The 16,258-nt window shown below is 70.5% G+C and carries 14 protein-coding genes; 7 read left to right on the forward strand and 7 right to left on the reverse strand.

Going from position 1 to position 16,258, the window contains the following annotated elements:
* Window position 1 precedes the first annotated feature (1 nt).
* From ACZ6S6_RS01730 to ACZ6S6_RS01740, 3 genes are all read left to right on the forward strand, one after another.
* A complete protein-coding gene (locus ACZ6S6_RS01730) occupies window positions 2-796 on the forward strand; it encodes a thiazole synthase (RefSeq protein WP_362953552.1) in 795 nt (264 codons plus the stop codon).
* Window positions 797-918: 122 nt separating this feature from the next.
* On the forward strand, window positions 919-2,838 hold the full coding sequence (gene pknB / locus ACZ6S6_RS01735) for a Stk1 family PASTA domain-containing Ser/Thr kinase (protein ID WP_469703062.1): 1,920 nt from the start codon (window positions 919-921) through the stop codon (window positions 2,836-2,838).
* Between the two features lie 6 nt (window positions 2,839-2,844).
* On the forward strand, window positions 2,845-3,702 hold the full coding sequence (locus tag ACZ6S6_RS01740; protein WP_362953548.1) for a deoxyribonuclease IV: 858 nt from the start codon (window positions 2,845-2,847) through the stop codon (window positions 3,700-3,702).
* A gap of 70 nt (window positions 3,703-3,772) precedes the next feature.
* On the opposite strand, the gene ACZ6S6_RS01745 is transcribed toward ACZ6S6_RS01740, so the two are convergent.
* Window positions 3,773-4,405: a sulfite oxidase-like oxidoreductase gene (locus tag ACZ6S6_RS01745; protein ID WP_362953546.1), complete on the reverse strand. Its 633-nt coding sequence runs from the start codon at window positions 4,403-4,405 to the stop codon at window positions 3,773-3,775.
* Between the two features lie 154 nt (window positions 4,406-4,559).
* Between ACZ6S6_RS01745 and bfr the strand changes: the two genes are divergently transcribed.
* Complete coding sequence (gene bfr, locus ACZ6S6_RS01750; RefSeq protein WP_124718145.1) at window positions 4,560-5,039, forward strand: bacterioferritin; 480 nt, start codon at window positions 4,560-4,562, stop codon at window positions 5,037-5,039.
* A 43-nt stretch (window positions 5,040-5,082) separates the two neighbouring features.
* Here bfr and ACZ6S6_RS01755 read toward each other — a convergent pair whose 3' ends face one another.
* Both ACZ6S6_RS01755 and ACZ6S6_RS01760 read right to left on the reverse strand, forming a co-directional pair.
* Complete coding sequence (locus ACZ6S6_RS01755; RefSeq protein WP_469703067.1) at window positions 5,083-5,355, reverse strand: (2Fe-2S)-binding protein; 273 nt, start codon at window positions 5,353-5,355, stop codon at window positions 5,083-5,085.
* A 170-nt stretch (window positions 5,356-5,525) separates the two neighbouring features.
* Window positions 5,526-6,872 carry a class II 3-deoxy-7-phosphoheptulonate synthase gene (locus tag ACZ6S6_RS01760; protein ID WP_362953796.1) on the reverse strand — a complete coding sequence of 449 codons (1,347 nt, stop codon included), beginning with the start codon at window positions 6,870-6,872 and terminating at the stop codon, window positions 5,526-5,528.
* Between the two features lie 158 nt (window positions 6,873-7,030).
* Here ACZ6S6_RS01760 and ACZ6S6_RS01765 point away from each other — a divergent pair, with 158 nt between their 5' ends.
* The 3 genes from ACZ6S6_RS01765 (at window position 7,031) to ACZ6S6_RS01775 (ending at window position 12,023) form a co-directional block, all read left to right on the forward strand.
* On the forward strand, window positions 7,031-9,829 hold the full coding sequence (locus ACZ6S6_RS01765; RefSeq protein ID WP_469703069.1) for an N-acetylmuramoyl-L-alanine amidase: 2,799 nt from the start codon (window positions 7,031-7,033) through the stop codon (window positions 9,827-9,829).
* Between the two features lie 104 nt (window positions 9,830-9,933).
* Window positions 9,934-9,990: a trp operon leader peptide gene (locus ACZ6S6_RS01770; RefSeq protein ID WP_073735655.1), complete on the forward strand. Its 57-nt coding sequence runs from the start codon at window positions 9,934-9,936 to the stop codon at window positions 9,988-9,990.
* A gap of 101 nt (window positions 9,991-10,091) precedes the next feature.
* A complete protein-coding gene (locus ACZ6S6_RS01775) occupies window positions 10,092-12,023 on the forward strand; it encodes an anthranilate synthase family protein (RefSeq protein ID WP_362953540.1) in 1,932 nt (643 codons plus the stop codon).
* A gap of 24 nt (window positions 12,024-12,047) precedes the next feature.
* Here ACZ6S6_RS01775 and ACZ6S6_RS01780 read toward each other — a convergent pair whose 3' ends face one another.
* From ACZ6S6_RS01780 to macS, 4 genes are all read right to left on the reverse strand, one after another.
* Window positions 12,048-13,052 carry a 2-hydroxyacid dehydrogenase gene (locus ACZ6S6_RS01780; RefSeq protein ID WP_362953538.1) on the reverse strand — a complete coding sequence of 335 codons (1,005 nt, stop codon included), beginning with the start codon at window positions 13,050-13,052 and terminating at the stop codon, window positions 12,048-12,050.
* 121 nt (window positions 13,053-13,173) lie between these two features.
* Window positions 13,174-14,202, reverse strand: a complete 1,029-nt coding sequence (locus ACZ6S6_RS01785; RefSeq protein ID WP_362953536.1) for a 6-phosphofructokinase — start codon at window positions 14,200-14,202, stop codon at window positions 13,174-13,176.
* A 112-nt stretch (window positions 14,203-14,314) separates the two neighbouring features.
* Window positions 14,315-15,013, reverse strand: a complete 699-nt coding sequence (locus tag ACZ6S6_RS01790) for a response regulator transcription factor (RefSeq protein WP_362953534.1) — start codon at window positions 15,011-15,013, stop codon at window positions 14,315-14,317.
* Window positions 15,010-16,233: a MacS family sensor histidine kinase gene (macS, locus tag ACZ6S6_RS01795; protein ID WP_362953532.1), complete on the reverse strand. Its 1,224-nt coding sequence runs from the start codon at window positions 16,231-16,233 to the stop codon at window positions 15,010-15,012. The genes ACZ6S6_RS01790 and macS overlap by 4 nt, the downstream gene beginning before the upstream one ends.
* Window positions 16,234-16,258: the final 25 nt, after the last annotated feature.

A 16,258-nucleotide genomic window follows, 5' to 3' on the forward strand; every position in this document is an offset into this window, starting at 1 on the left:
CGTGTCGGACGACCTCTTCGCCCTGGGGGGCTCTGTCCTCGGTTCCCGGCTGATCATGGGGACGGGCGGGGCGCCCAGCCTCGATGTGCTGGAACGCTCACTGACCGCCTCCGGCACCGAGCTGACCACCGTCGCGATGCGCCGCCTCGACCCGACCGTGCGGGGCTCCGTGCTCTCCGTGCTGGAGCGGCTCGCCATCCGCGTCCTGCCGAACACCGCGGGCTGCTTCACGGCGGGCGAGGCCGTGCTCACCGCCCGGCTGGCCCGCGAGGCGCTCGGCACCGACTGGGTCAAGCTGGAGGTGGTGGCCGACGAGCGGACCCTGCTGCCCGACCCCGTCGAGCTGCTGGACGCCGCGGAGATCCTGGTGGACGACGGTTTCACCGTGCTGCCGTACACCAACGACGATCCGGTGCTGGCCCGGAAGCTGGAGGACGTGGGGTGCGCGGCGGTCATGCCGCTCGGCTCCCCCATCGGCTCGGGTCTCGGCATCCGCAATCCGCACAACTTCCAGCTGATCGTCGAGCAGGCCCGGGTCCCGGTGATCCTGGACGCGGGCGCCGGGACGGCTTCGGACGCGGCGCTCGCCATGGAGCTGGGGTGCGCGGCTGTGATGCTCGCCTCGGCGGTGACCCGGGCCCGGGAACCCGAGCTGATGGCCGCCGCGATGCGTCACGCGGTGGAGGGCGGGCGGCTGGCGTACCGCGCGGGACGGATACCGCGCCGGCACTTCGCCGAGGCGTCGTCGCCGGTGGCGGGGCTGGCGGCGCTGGACCCGGAACGGCCGGCGTTCTGACACCGGGTACCGCGGCTCCGGCGGCGGTGGATCGCGTGTCCCTGTCACGGCTCGGCTGCAGCACGAGTCCGGAATCGTCCCGGCCCGTCGGTCGTGTCCGCGGCGACTCGTAGACTCGCTGCGTGGATACGACCCTCCAGGACCCTCTCGTCGGGCAGCTGCTCGACGGCCGCTACCGCGTCGATGCCCGCATCGCCGTGGGCGGCATGGCCACGGTCTACCGGGCCATGGACACCCGCCTCGACCGGGTGCTCGCCCTCAAGGTGATGCATCCGGCGCTCGCGGCCGACGCCTCGTTCGTCGAGCGCTTCATCCGCGAGGCCAAGTCGGTGGCGGGGCTCGCGCACCCCAATGTGGTCGGGGTCTTCGACCAGGGGGCCCAGGGGCAGTACGTATACCTGGCGATGGAGTACGTCGCGGGCTGCACGCTGCGCGATGTGCTGCGCGAGCGCGGGGCACTGCAGCCGCGGGCCGCGCTGGACATCCTGGAGCCGGTGCTCGCCGCGCTCGGCGCCGCGCACCGGGCGGGCTTCGTGCACCGTGACATGAAGCCGGAGAACGTACTCATAGGCGACGACGGCCGGGTCAAGGTCGCCGATTTCGGCCTGGTCCGGGCCGTGGGCACGGTCACCAACACCACCGGTTCCGTCCTGGGCACCGTCTCCTATCTCGCCCCCGAGCAGATCGAGCGCGGCACCGCGGACACCCGCGCCGATGTGTACGCGTGCGGGGTGGTCCTGTACGAGATGCTCACCGGCGCCAAGCCGCACACCGGCGACTCCCCCGCCCAGGTCATCTACCAGCATCTGAACGAGGACGTCCCGGCCCCCTCGGCCATCGTCCCGGCGCTCGCGCCCGAGCTCGACGAGCTGGTGGCGAGCGCCACCGCGCGTGACCCCGAGGTCCGGCCGTTCGACGCGGTGGACCTGCTCGCCGAGTCCCGCCGGGCCCGCGCCGGCCTCACCGACGCCCAGCTGGACGCCGTACCGCCGCAGGCCCTGGCCGAGGTGCGCGACGCCGCCGAGGACCGCACGAGCGTGATTGCGCGAGTGCTGCCGCCCGGCCAGGGAACCGCTCACCACACCAGCCGGCTGGAGATGCCCCCGCCGCTGCCGCCGGACCGGCAGGACCGGCGGGCCGGGCTCCTCGGCGGGCCGCGGCGCGGCATCGTCGCCGCGGTCGTCGCCGTGCTGCTGGTCCTGGGGATCGGCGGCGGCGTCTGGTACATCAACTCCGGACAGTTCACCCACGTCCCCTCGGTCCTCGGCCAGAGCGAGCAGGCGGCCAAGGGACGGCTGTCGGACGCCGGCCTCGAAGTGAAGGGCGTCGAGCGCGCCTACAGCGACACCGTCGACCGCGGCAAGGTGATCAACAGCGACCCGAAGCCGGCCGCCAGGATCCGGGGCAACGGCTCGGTGACGCTCGTCGTCTCGCGCGGGCCCGAGATCGTGAAGGTGCCCGACGTCGAGGGCATCGCGCTGGCCGAGGCCAAGCGGAAGCTGACGAAGGCGGGCCTGGTGCCCGGCATGACCACCAAGGAGTTCAGCGAGGACGCGGAGGCCGGTGAGGTGGTGCGGACGGATCCCGAGGCGGGCACCGAGCGCCACGCGGACAGCGCGATCGCGATCGTGGTGTCCAAGGGCAGCCCGGTCGACGTCCCCGATGTCACCGGCCTCTCCGTCGAGGACGCCACCGACGCGCTGGACGACGAGGGGCTGAAGGCCAAGGTGCTGCCCGGCCGGGTGAACTCCCCGCAGGACGCGGGCGACATCGCCGAGCAGTCACCGGCCGAGGGCCAGGAGGCCGCCGAGGGCGACACCGTCACACTGACGGTCTCCAAGGGCCCGCAGATGATCGATGTGCCGGACGTCACCGGCAAGGACGTCGACGACGCCCGCGGCGAGCTGGAGGACGCCGGCTTCGAGGTCAAGGTCGACCGCCCGTTCCTCTCCATCAGCGACACTGTCGCGAGCCAGTCCGTCGACGGCGGCGACCGGGCCCCCGAGGGCAGCACCATCACCATCAAGACCAAGAGGCTCTAGATCCGTATGCGCAACCCTGTAGGCGGCCATGTACCGGTGGCCGGCGGCCTCGCCAGGGCGGGCCTCCCGTACGCCCGCGAGATGGGCGCGGAGGCCGTCCAGGTCTTCGTCGCCAACCCGCGCGGCTGGGCGACCTCGCCCGGTAACCCGGCGCAGGACGAGCAGTTCCGCGCCGAGTGCGCCGCCGAGTCCGTGCCGGCGTACGTCCACGCCCCGTACCTGATCAATTTCGGCTCGCACACCCCGGCGACCGTCGAGAAGTCGGTGACCTCGCTGCGCCACTCGCTGCGCCGCGCCCGTGAGATCGGCGCCCTGGGCGTCGTGGTGCACACCGGCTCGGCGACCAACGGCCGGCCCCGCGAGGAGGCGCTCGCCCAGGTGCGCACCCATATGCGGCCGCTGCTGGACGAGCTGACGCACGACGACGACCCGTTCCTGCTGCTGGAGTCGACCGCCGGCCAGGGGTTCTCGCTCTGTTCGCGGACCTGGGACTTCGGCCCGTACTTTGACGCGCTCGACGCCCACCCGAAGCTCGGCATCTGCCTCGACACCTGCCACATCTTCGCGGCGGGACACGATCTGGCCGGTCCCGGCGGGATGACGGAGACGCTGGACCTGCTGGTGGAGACGGTCGGCGAGGGCCGGCTGAAACTGATCCACGCCAATGACTCCAAGGACGTGGCCGGGGCCCACAAGGACCGGCACGAGAACATCGGCGCGGGCCGTATCGGCGCGGAGCCGTTCCGGGAGCTGTTCTCCCATCCGGCCACCGAGGGCGTACCGCTGATCATCGAGACACCGGGCGGCAAGGAGGGGCACGCGGCGGACGTGGCCCGGCTGAAGGAGCTGCGCGGCCGGAGCTGATCAGGTCCCGCTCCCGCACCAGTACCACCACTGAGGCGGCCGTGGACCGGGGACCGGCAGGGGCCGGGGGTCAGAGCTCGGGGCCGTCCCCGGGCTCCTCCTGGTAGGAGTAGCGCTGTTCCTTCCACGGATCGCCGACGTTGTGATAGCCGCGCTCCTCCCAGAAGCCGCGGCGGTCGGCGGTCATGTACTCGACGCCCCGGACCCACTTGGGGCCCTTCCAGGCGTACAGCTGCGGAACCACGAGCCGGAGCGGGAAGCCGTGTTCGGCGGTGAGCAGCTCACCGTCCTTGTGGGTGGCGAACAGGGCCCGCTCGGCGGTGAAGTCCTCGATCCTGAGGTTCGAGCTGAATCCGTACTCGGCCCAGACCATCACATGGGTGACATGAGGCGCGGGCGGCGCGAGTGCCACGACGTCGCGGACGAGCACCCCGCCCCACTCCGCGCCGAGCATGCTGAATTTCGTCACGCAGTGCAGATCGGCGACGACGGAGGAAAACGGCAGCGCCGAGAATTCCTGATGGTTCCAGCAGTGCTTGTCGCCGTCGGCCGTGGCGCCGAAAACCCGGAATTCCCAGCGGTCGGGTTTGAACTTCGGCACCGGCCCGTAATGGGTGACCGGCCAGCCGCGCTGCAGTCGCTGTCCCGGTGGAAGCTCGGACTGCTCTGACGCGCGGTTCTCCCGGCTTTCCGGCTGACCCATGCCTCCATGGTGACAGACAGGCAGGGGTGGTCATGACCAGCACAGAGACGTTTCGGGCAAGAACTACTAAGCATGTACTTACTGGACGGCCACCGAGCGCGATGCGAAGATGCGGCCAACTTGCCCAGTTCACCGGTTGGAAGGAGCCTCTGCGATGCAGGGCGACCCCGAGGTCCTTGAGTTCCTGAACGAACAGCTGACCGCCGAATTGACTGCCATCAATCAGTATTTCCTGCATGCCAAGATGCAGGACAACTTCGGCTGGACGAAGCTCGCGAAGTACACCCGCTCCGAGTCGTTCGACGAGATGAAGCACGCCGAGATCCTGACCGACCGGATTCTCTTCCTCGACGGACTGCCGAACTACCAGCGGCTCTTCCACGTACGCGTGGGCCAGACGGTCACCGAGATGTTCCAGGCGGACCGCCAGGTCGAGGTGGAGGCGATCGACCGCCTCAAGCGGGGCATCGAGCTGATGCGCGGCAAGGGCGACATCACGTCCGCGAACATCTTCGAATCGATCCTGGCCGACGAGGAACACCACATCGACTATCTCGACACCCAGCTGGAACTGGTCGAGAAGCTCGGCGAGCCGCTCTACATCGCGCAGCTGATCGAGCAGCCGGACAGCTGACCGGCACGGGGCGCACCGGGCCCGCGTTCGTGCCCCGTCACGCTCAGGCGGCTTCGGGGAACCCGAGAGCGGTGCCGGTACCGGCACCGGGGGCGATACCTGGTTCAGGAGCGGTGCCGGGCGGCTGCTTGCGGTCGAGCAGCTCACGGCGCGGACAGGCGCCGCGGCCGAGCATCGCCTGAATGGTGCGGACGCAGCCACCGCAGTCGGTCCCCGCCTTGGAGGCGGAGGCTATCTGGCGGGGCGTGCAGGCGCCGGCTTCCGCATGCTCCTTGACCTGCTGCTCCGTAACGCCGAAGCACGAGCAGACGTACACGCGGTTTCACCTCCCGGCGGGATGGGTCGTGGCGGCCGCCCCGATAGTCGGTGAGGCTAACCTAACCTTACCCGCCACTCAAGGGCGGTAAAAGCCCCGGAACGCCCAGTGGGGCACGGATCACATCGATCCGTGCCCCACCGTCGTACGCGCGCTACCAGCGGTGATGCCTACTGATCCCGGTACATCTCGGCGACCAGGAACGCGAGGTCCAGCGACTGGCTGCGGTTGAGCCGCGGGTCGCAGGCCGTCTCGTAACGCTGGTGCAGATCGTCCACGAAGATCTCGTGGCCGCCGCCGACGCACTCGGTGACGTCGTCACCGGTGAGCTCGACGTGGATGCCGCCCGGGTGGGTGCCGAGGCCCTTGTGCACCTCGAAGAAGCCCTTGACCTCGTCCAGGACGTCGTCGAAGCGGCGGGTCTTGTGGCCGGACGCGGCCTCGAAGGTGTTGCCGTGCATCGGGTCGGTGACCCAGGCGACGGTGGCCCCGGAGGCGGTGACCTTCTCGACCAGCTCGGGGAGCTTGGCGCGGACCTTGTCGGCGCCCATCCGGACGATGAAGGTCAGCCGGCCGGGCTCGCGCTCGGGGTCGAGGCGGTCGATGTAGCCGAGCGCCTCGTCGACGGTGGTCGTCGGGCCGAGCTTGATGCCGATGGGGTTGCGGATCTTCGAGGCGAACTCGATGTGCGCGCCGTCCATCTGGCGGGTGCGCTCACCGATCCACACCATGTGGCCCGAGGTGTCGTACAGCTCACCGGTGCGCGAGTCGGTGCGGGTCAGCGCCGACTCGTAGTCCAGCAGCAGGCCCTCGTGCGAGGCGTAGAACTCGACGGCCTTGAACTCGGCCGGGTCCGTGCCGCACGCCTTCATGAAGTTCAGCGCGTTGTCGATCTCGCGGGCCAGGGCCTCGTAGCGCTGGCCGGACGGGGACGACTTCACGAAGTCCTGGTTCCAGGCGTGCACCTGGCGCAGGTCGGCGTAACCGCCGGTGGTGAAGGCGCGGACGAGGTTCAGCGTGGAAGCGGACGCGTGGTACATCTGCTTCAGCCGGTCCGGGTCCGGGATGCGCTCGGCCTCGGTGAAGGCGAAGCCGTTGACGGAGTCGCCGCGGTAGGTCGGCAGGGTCACGCCGTCGCGGGTCTCGGTCGACTTGGAGCGGGGCTTGGAGTACTGGCCGGCGATCCGGCCCACCTTGACGACGGGCACGGAGGCCGCGTAGGTGAGGACGGCGCTCATCTGGAGCAGCGTCTTCAGCTTGGCGCGGATGTGCTCGGCCGACACGGCGTCGAAGGCCTCGGCGCAGTCACCGCCCTGAAGCAGGAACGCCTCGCCCTTGGCGACGGCTCCCATGCGGGCGCGCAGCTGGTCGCACTCGCCCGCGAAGACGAGCGGCGGATACGACGCGAGGTCCGCGAGTACATCGCGCAGCGCCTCGGAGTCGGGGTACTCGGGCTGCTGCGCCGCGGGAAGGTCTCGCCAGGTGTTGCCACCGGCGACGGAGGTATTGGCGTTCACGGTCACGGGTCCCACATTACGGGGTCGTGTCGACTGCTTTTCCTGGTGCTCAGTCACTGAGACGGACGACGCGGCGCGGTCAGTGACGAGGGACACAGTCGGGGCTGCTAGCCTCACGACTTTCAGACTCGGACAAGTGGACAACTGGGGGTGGGGATTTGAAGCGGAACCATCGCAAGGATCTCAAGAAGAGACGGCTGCTCTACGGGGTGGGGGCAGCGGTCGTGGCGACCGCGACGATCGGCACGGTCGCCATGGCCTCGCAGGACACCGTGACGTCCGACGGCAAGCCGGCTCCGGCGGCCGCCGCGCTGCAGACGCAGTTCAAGGACGCGGCGCGCGAGTTCGACGTACCGCAGAGCGTGCTGATGGCGGTCTCGTACCGCCAGACGCTGTGGGAGAGCCACGACGGCGAGCCGAGCACCAGCGGCGCGTACAACGTCATGGGGCTCACCCGGGTGACACCGAAGGACGTCGTCCAGCCGGACGGCAAGGAGCGTCTCGCGCACCTCAACATGAGCGGCAGCCCCGAGATCGAGCGCAAGTTCGACGCCGCCGAGGCGCTGCGCGGGCTGCCCGGGGAAGCCGTCGCCACCGACGACCCGCGGCTCCACACCCTGGACAAGGCCGCCGGTCTCATCGACGCCGGCACCGACGCGGTCCGCGACAGCACCGAGCAGAGCATTCGCGCGGGCGCGGCGCTGCTGGCCGAGTACCAGCGGCAGGCGACCGGCTCCCTGCCGGACAGCGCGGGTGAGTGGTACCCCGCGGTGGCCCGTTTCAGCGAGTCGACGGACACGAAGGGCGCCGATCTCTTCGCCGAGCGGGTCTTCGACTCGATCAGGACGGGTGAGCGGCAGCTCACCACGGAGGGCCAGCAGGTCACGCTGCCCGCCGACCCCTCCGTCGAACCGGTCAAGCCGTCGAAGATTCCGCTCGCCGCCGCGGCCGAGAGCAGGGCCACGACGAAGGCCGCGGCCGTCACACCGGAGTGCCCGTCCGGCCTGAACTGCAACTTCATCCCGGCCGAGGACCCGAAGACCGGCACGCGGAACTACAGCACGGCCGACCGGCCCGCGGGCGGGTTCGGCATCCGCCAGATCGTCATCCACGACACCGAGGGCACCTACCAGGGCTCGGTGGACACGTTCCAGAACTCGGCGAACGGTGTCAGCACGCACTACCTGGTCCGCGCCTCGGACGGTCTGGTCACCCAGATGGTCGAGAACAAGAACCTGGCGTGGCACGCGGGCAACTGGTCGCTGAACATGCACTCCATCGGCGTGGAGCACGAGGGCTACGCCATCAAGGCCGGTACGTGGTACACCGAGCCGCAGTACGAGTCCTCCGCGGCCCTGGTGAAGTTCCTGGCGGCCAAGTACGACATCCCGCTGGACCGTGAGCACGTCATCGGCCACGACGAGGTGCCCGGTGCGCTGGACGCCGATGTCGCCCCCATGCACTGGGACGCGGGCCCGTTCTGGGACTGGAACCACTACATGTCGCTGATGGGCGCCCCGACCGGTGCCAGTGGCGCGGGCGGCCCGGTCAAGGCCGGCCAGGTGGTCCGGGTGGTGCCCCCGTTCACCACGGCCAACCAGCCGGAGCTGACGTACAACGGCAGCACGGTCACCAAGCAGCCGGCGAACTTCGGCTACCTCCACACCTCGCCCTCGACGACGTCGGCCAGGATCACCGACCCGTACATCCCGAACGTGAAGGCCACTGACGGCCCGAACTGGGGCAACAAGGTCGTCGCGGGCGGCGAGTACGTCGTGGCCGAGGCCCGGAACGACTGGACGGCGATCTGGTACGGCGGGCAGAAGGCCTGGTTCTCCAACCCGGGCGGGCAGTTCACCGCACGCGTCGCCGGCACCGCCCCGACCGTGCTGAAGGCGAAGGCCGGATCCACGCCACGGCTCTACGGCCGTTCCTTCCCCGAGGCCTCGGCCTACGACGGGACCGGCGCCACCGCGCCGACGGACAGCCCCGACTACCTGTCGAAGTACAAGCTCCCCAGCGGGCAGTCGTACGTGAAGGCCGGGGACGAGGTCCAGGGCGACGACTACTTCGGCTCCTCGCAGATCCGCGTCGTGGGCACCGAGCTGTACACCCCGATCCGCTACAACCACCGCATCGCCTGGGTGAAGTCGAGCGACGTCCAGCAGGCGAGCGGCACCGTCCCGGATGCCGGGACGGACCGCTACAACATGATCGGCCGGGACAGCAAGGGCGACGTCTGGCAGTACCAGGGCACCGGCAGCGCCACGTCCCCGTACTACAAGCGCTACCTCATGGGCTACGGCTGGCAGAACTACACCGCCATCACCGCGATGACCGCGATGCGTGCCAACGGCACGGGCGACATCACGGCCCGCGACAAGGACGGCGTGCTCTGGTACTACCGGGGCAGCGGCAACCCGGACAAGCCGTACCTGGCACGCCTCAAGGTCGGCAGCGGCTGGAACCAGTACGACGGCATCTGGGGCATGCGCGACCTGGACGGGGACGGCAAGGCGGACATGCTCGCCCGCAACGGCTCCGGGGTGATCTATTTCTACAAGGGAACGGGTGACCCGGCGAAGCCCTTCGCGCCCAAGGCGCAGATCGGCACCGGCTGGCAGATCTACGACGCCCTCGTCTCCACCGGCGATCTGAACGGTGACGGCAAGGCCGACTTCGTGGCGCGGGACAAGTCCGGGGTGCTCTGGATCTACACGGGTACCGGCAACGCCACCGCACCGTATGCCAAGCGGGTGCAGATCGGTTCCGGCTGGGGCGCCTACAAGCTGATGCTGGGTCCGAGCGACCTGGACCGGGACGGCATCGGCGACCTGGTCGGTGTGAACGGATCAGGAGTGCTCTGGTACTACAAGGGCACCGGTAACGCGGCCAAGCCCTTCGCCACCAAGGCGCAGGTCGGCACCGGCTGGCAGATCTACGACACGCTGTTCTGAGACCCGCTGTTGCGGGCCCGGCCGAGTCGGCCGGACCGGAGGCCCGTTCCATCCATCGGGTGGAGCGGGCCTCCTCGTGCCCGGTCGTGGGTTATGGTTCGGGCATGTTCGCGCACTCGACCCGTAACTGGTGGTGGACCGCTCATCCGGCGGCCCACTGACTGCGCGTACGCAGAAAGACGCAGAGGCCGCCCGAGGGGCGGCCTTTTCCGTTTCCACGGGCCGTTCCTCCCAGCTGATTCCACTGGAAGGAACACCCCGCATGACACCGCACACGATTGTCCAGAGACTTCTCCGCGACGACTGCCCGCCCTTCGCCCTGCTCCGCAGGCGTACCCCCGGCCATGACCACGACACCGTCGAGGTCATGATCGGCGAGGTGCGGGAGGTGGACCGGCTCGCGGACCTCCCGGTCGGTGAGCGGCCCTCGCTCGCCATGGTGCCGTTCCGGCAGATCGCCGAGCGCGGTTTCGACGTACGGGACGACGGGACGCCGCTGGCCGTACTGGTCGCGGACGAGACGTACACGCTGCCGCTCGACGCGGCGCTGGAGCTGCTCCCCGCGCACGAGGTACGGGTCGAGGACGGCGCGTTCGATGTCGCCGACGAGGAGTACGCGGGGACCGTCCGGCGGGTCATCGAGGACGAGATCGGCCGGGGCGAGGGCGCGAACTTCGTCATCCGGCGCACCTTCCGGGGCGAGATCCCGGGGTTCGGGAGGGCGGACGCGCTGGCGCTGTTCCGGCGGCTGCTGGCGGGCGAGCGGGGCGCGTACTGGACGTTCGTCGTGCACACGGGTGACAGCGGGCCCGAAGGGCTCTCGTCGTCGGGGCGGCGGCGGGCGACGGGTGGGCGGACACTGGTCGGCGCCAGCCCCGAGGTGCATGTGCGGATGTCCGGCGGGACGGTCGTGATGAATCCGATCAGCGGCACCTACCGCTACCCCGCCGAAGGGCCGTCCGCCGAGGGCCTGCTGGCCTTCCTCGGCGACCGCAAGGAGACCGAGGAGCTCTCCATGGTGGTCGACGAGGAACTCAAGATGATGTGCACGGTCGGCGACATGGGCGGCGTGGTGATCGGCCCCCGGCTCAAGGAGATGGCCCATCTCGCGCACACGGAGTACGAGTTGCGCGGGCGCTCCTCGCTGGATGTGCGCGAGGTGCTGAAGGAGACCATGTTCGCGGCGACGGTCACCGGCTCCCCCGTGCAGAACGCCTGCCGGGTCATCGAGCGGTACGAGCCCGGCGGGCGCGGCTACTACGCGGGCGCGCTGGCCCTGCTGCGGCAGGGACCCGACGGGGCCCAGACGCTGGACTCACCGATCCTGATCCGGACCGCCGACATCTCGGCGGATGGGCAGCTCCGGGTGCCGGTCGGGGCGACGCTGGTGCGCCACTCCGATCCGGAGAGCGAGGTAGCGGAGACCCACGCCAAGGCGGCCGGGGTGCTGACCGCGCTGGGCGTGCTGCCGGGCCGGCCGAGGGCCGGAGGCGCGCTGCCGCGACTGGCCGGGGACCCGCGGGTGCGGGCGGCGCTGGACGCCAGGCGGGAGGGGCTCGCACCGTTCTGGCTGCGGATGCAGGAGCGCACCGACGAGCTGTCCGGCCATGCGCTGGTGATCGACGGCGAGGACACGTTCACCGCGATGCTGGGGCATCTGCTGCGCGCCTCGGGTCTCGATGTGTCGGTGCGCCACTACGACGAGCCGGGGCTGCGCGAGGCCGTACGGGCGCACGAGGGGCCGGTGGTGCTGGGCCCCGGGCCGGGGAATCCGGGCGACCCGGACGATCCGAAGATGCGGCTGCTGCGGTCGCTGGCGGCGGAGCTGGTCCGCGACCACCGGCACGGGCTCCTCGGGGTGTGCCTGGGCCATGAGCTGATCGCGGCGGAGCTGGGTCTTGAGATCGTCCGCAAGGCGGTGCCGTACCAGGGTGCGCAGACCAGGATCGAGCTGTTCGGGCGGCCGGAGACGGTCGGCTTCTACAACAGTTTCACCGCGCGCTGCGACGACGCCGTGGTCACCGAGCTGGCGGCGCACGGCATCGAGGCGAGCGCGGACGGGGCGACCGGGGAGCTGCACGCGCTGCGCGGGGACGGTTTCGCCTCGGTGCAGTTCCACCCGGAGTCGGTGCTGACGCTGCGCGGGGCGGCGATCGTGGGCGAGCTGCTGGCGGGGCTGCCGGTGCGCGGCTGAGCGGGCCGCCCGGGTCCGCCGGAATCAGGACCCGGGCGGCGCCGGGACCAGGACGTTGTCGCCGCGGCGGCGGGCCAGGTAGTCGTCGACGTTCTGGACGGTGGCCTCGATGATCTGGCCCACCGCGTCCTCGGTGTAGTACGCCTGGTGCGAGGTGACGATGACGTTCGGGAAGGTGACAAGGCGGGCCAGGGTGTCGTCGTCGATGCCCTCCAGGGACTTGTCGAGGAAGAAGAGCCCGGCCTCGGCCTCGTACACGTCGAGGCCGACGCCGAGGAACCGGCCGGCCCGCAGCTCCCCGACCAGGGCGGTGGTGTCGATGAGTCCGCCGCGGCTGGAGTTGATCAGGATCGCGTCGTCCTTCATCCGGGCCAGGGCGTCCTTGCCGATGACGTGGTGGGTCGAGGGCAGCAGCGGGACGTGCAGGCTGATCAGGTCGGATTCGGCGAGGAGCTGGTCCTTGTCGACGTAGCGCATGCCCAGTTCGACGCAGGCCGGGTTCTCCGCGACGTCCCAGCCGAGCAGATTCATGCCGAAGCCGTGGGCGATCCGGGTGAAGGCCTCACCGATCTTGCCGGTGCCGACGACGCCGGCGGTGCGGCCGTGCATGTCCCGGCCGAGGAGCCCGTCGAGGCGGAAGTCGAAGTCGCGGGTGCGGCTCGCGGCCCGGATGACGCGGCGGTTGACCGCCATGGCGAGGGTCCAGGCGAATTCGGCGACGGAGTAGGGCGAGTAGTACGAGACCCGGGCGACGCGCATGGCGAGGCGCTCGGCGACGTCCAGGTCGATGTTGTTGAAGCCGGTGGAGCGCTGGGCGATCATCTGCGTGCCGCCGGCCGCGAGGGTCTGCAGTACGCCGCTGCCCAGGTCGGCGTTGACACTGGTGGAGATGATCTCGTAGCCGGCCGCGATGGGCGCGGTGTCCCGGTTCAGGAAGACGTCCAGGCAGCGGACCTCGTGCTTCCCGGCGAAGGCTTTCTCGATCAGCGGCTTCTCGTCGGACTGCACGCCGAAGGCCAGGATCTCCACTGCGTCTCCCGTGACTGGTGCGGGCGGGGTGCCGGGGCCGTACGCACGGGGGTGCGTACGGACCCGGCCGGTCCGGTCATCGCGAATATAAGGCCGGGACGCCCGGCACGCCGCCCGGACCTCAGCCGAAGAAGACCCCCACCTCCGCGTAGAGCGCCGGGTCGACCGTCTTGAGCCGGGCGGTCGCCTCCGCGATCGGCACCCGCACGATGTCCGTGCCGTTCAGGGCGACCATCTTCCCGAAGTCGCCGTCGTGCACGGCGTCGATGGCGTGCAGGCCGAACCGGGTGGCCAGCCAGCGGTCGAAGGCGCTGGGGGTGCCGCCGCGCTGGACGTGGCCCAGGACGGTGGTCCTGGCCTCGTTGCCGGTGCGGCGCTCGATCTCCTTGGCCAGCCATTCGCCGACCCCGGAGAGACGGACATGGCCGAAGGAGTCCTGCGACCCGTCCTTGAGGACCATCTCGCCCTCCGCGGGCATGGCCCCCTCGGCGACCACCACGATCGGGGCGTAGCTCGCCCGGAACCGGGAGGTCACCCAGGCGCAGACCTGGTCGACGTCGAAGCGCTGCTCCGGGATGAGGATGACGTTGGCGCCGCCCGCCAGCCCCGAGTGGAGCGCGATCCACCCGGCGTGGCGGCCCATCACCTCGACGACGAGGACCCGCATATGGGACTCGGCCGTGGTGTGGAGCCGGTCGATGGCCTCGGTCGCGATGCCGACGGCCGTGTCGAAACCGAAGGTGTAGTCGGTGGCGGACAGGTCGTTGTCGATGGTCTTGGGCACGCCGACGCAGTGGATGCCGTGCTCGTCGGACAGGGTCGCCGCCACCCCGAGGGTGTCCTCGCCGCCGATCGTGACGAGTGCGTCGACCTCGTACCTGTCGAGGCTGTCCCGGATCCGGCGGACACCGTGGTCCGCCTTGAGCGGGTTGGTGCGTGAGGAACCGAGGATGGTGCCGCCGCGTGGCAGGATGCCGCGCACCGCCGGGATGGAGAGCGGGACCGTCACACCCTCGAGCGGTCCGCGCCAGCCGTCCCGGAATCCGATGAAGTCGTAGTCGTATTCCTGCACGCCCTTGCGGACTATGGCACGGATGACCGCGTTGAGCCCGGGGCAGTCGCCGCCCCCGGTCAGTACTCCGACCCGCATGAAAGCATCCCTTCGCCGAAGTGAGCCCATGTGACACCCAGCCTAAGGGTGACCCAGGTCACTCCGGGATGGGCCGGACGGTCAAATTCCGTGCAATATGCGGGAATTGATCTCAGATGTCGTCGAGTCCCCGCTCGATGGCGTACCGCACCAGCTCCACCCGGTTGTGCAGCTGGAGCTTGCCCAGGGTGTTCTGGACGTGGTTCTGGACCGTGCGGTGGGAGATGACCAGCCGTTCGGCGATCTGCTTGTACGAGAGTCCCTTGGCGACCAGCCGCAGCACCTCGGTCTCCCGGTCGGTGAGTTCCGGGGCCTTCGGCTCGTCGGACGCCACGGGCGCGGGTTCGGAGGCCAGCCTGCGGTACTCGCCGAGCACCAGCCCGGCGAGGCCGGGGGTGAAGACGGGGTCGCCGGCCGCGGTGCTCCGGACCGCCTCGGTCAGCTCCTGGGTGCTCGCCGACTTGAGCAGGTAGCCGGTGGCGCCGGACTTGACCGCCTCCAGCACATCGGCGTGCTCGCCGCTCGCGGAGAGCACCAGGACCCGCAGTCCGGGGTGCGAGCCGACGAGCTCCTTGCAGACCTGGACGCCCGGCATCCCGGGCAGATTGAGGTCGAGGACGAGGACGTCGGGGCGGACGGCCCCGGCCCGGCGGACCGCCTGCGGGCCGTCGCCCGCGGTCGCCACCACGTCGAAGCCGGACTCCGCGAGGTCGCGGGCGACGGCGTCGCGCCACATCGGGTGGTCGTCGACCACCATCACCCTGATGGGCAGCCGTTCTCCCGCCGCGCCCTGGTCGTGCTCCGTACTCATCGGACCGAACCCGCCTTCCCCCGTGAAACTTTCGGAACCTTCAATTCGACCTCGGTGCCCTGGCCGGGCACCGAGACCAGCTCTGCCGTGCCGCCCAGTTCGGCCAGCCGGCCGCGTATCGACAGGGCGACGCCGAGGCGCCCCTCGCCCTCGGCCTGGGCGAGCCGTCCCTCCGGGATGCCCGGCCCGTCGTCCCGGACCGTGACGATCACCTCGTGCGGCCAGTCCTCGACCAGGATCCAGGCCTGGGCGTTCTCCCCCGCGTGCACCCGGACATTGTCCAGGGCGGCGCTGACCGCGGCCGCCAGTTCCATCGCCGCCTCGGGCGCGAGCAGCACCGGGGCGCCGGGCTCCGCGAAGCTGATCCGGGAGCCGGCGTGCGGGGCGAGCAGGGTGCGCAGATCGGTCACGCCCGGCGCGCCGCGCTCGTCGTCGGTCTCGACGGTCCGCACCACGGCGCCCTCGGCGGCGTCCTCGGAGACCCGGGTGGGCGGCACCAGGCCGCTGGAGACCAGGGTGCGCAGGGCGACCTCCTGCTCCCCGGCCATCCGGCCCAGCTCGGCGGCCTCGCCGCCGATCGCCGTACCGCGGCGCTGCACCATCGCCAGGACCTGGAGCACGCTGTCGTGGATGTCGCGGGCCAGCCGTTCCCGTTCCCGGGTGGTGGCCTCGATCTCCAGGGCGCGGGCGAGGGTGCGCTCACTGGCGCGGGCCACCTCGACGACGTAGCCGATCGCGATGGAGGCGACCCAGACCAGCAGCACGTTGTGCAGGGTGTCGCGGCTGGGTTCGGCGCGCTCGACGATGTTGGCGGCGGCGACGAAGCTGGAGGCGAAGGCCGCCCAGCGCCAGCCGCCCTTGATCGCGAAGGCCAGGACGGACCCCGCGGTCCAGATCGACGGCAGGGTCGGACCGTCGACGTGCTGGGCCTGGAAGTCGGCGAGCGGGGTGAGGAGGATGCCGGCGAGGGCGAGGGTGAGGTCGGCGCCGAGGAAGCGCTTGGTGCAGGCCGCCGCGCCGGCGACCTTCGGCAGGGTGGCGAGCGTCCAGACGGCCATCACCGTCAGGAAGACGACGGCGACCCACGGCCGCTCGTACTTGTCGCGTCCGAAGACGGCGAGCAGGATCGCGTAGAGCATCGTCAGAATGCGGTACGCGGTCAGCGCACGCCACAGCGGCTGCTCGACCGACATCCGCACGACCCGCACGCGCTTGGCCATCTTCTTCTCCCCCACCCCGGACGGA

The organism is Streptomyces sp. NPDC048671 (assembly GCF_055587045.1).

Excerpts from the sequence above, each read along its gene's own strand:
- ACZ6S6_RS01740 (WP_362953548.1), top strand. The coding sequence starts at position 2,845 with ATGCGCAACCCTGTAGGCGGCCATGTACCGGTGGCCGGCGGCCTCGCC.
- ACZ6S6_RS01745 (WP_362953546.1), bottom strand. The coding sequence starts at position 4,405 with ATGGGTCAGCCGGAAAGCCGGGAGAACCGCGCGTCAGAGCAGTCCGAG.
- bfr (WP_124718145.1), top strand. The coding sequence starts at position 4,560 with ATGCAGGGCGACCCCGAGGTCCTTGAGTTCCTGAACGAACAGCTGACC.
- ACZ6S6_RS01775 (WP_362953540.1), top strand. The coding sequence starts at position 10,092 with ATGACACCGCACACGATTGTCCAGAGACTTCTCCGCGACGACTGCCCG.
- ACZ6S6_RS01785 (WP_362953536.1), bottom strand. The coding sequence starts at position 14,202 with ATGCGGGTCGGAGTACTGACCGGGGGCGGCGACTGCCCCGGGCTCAAC.
- ACZ6S6_RS01790 (WP_362953534.1), bottom strand. The coding sequence starts at position 15,013 with ATGAGTACGGAGCACGACCAGGGCGCGGCGGGAGAACGGCTGCCCATC.
- macS (WP_362953532.1), bottom strand. The coding sequence starts at position 16,233 with ATGGCCAAGCGCGTGCGGGTCGTGCGGATGTCGGTCGAGCAGCCGCTG.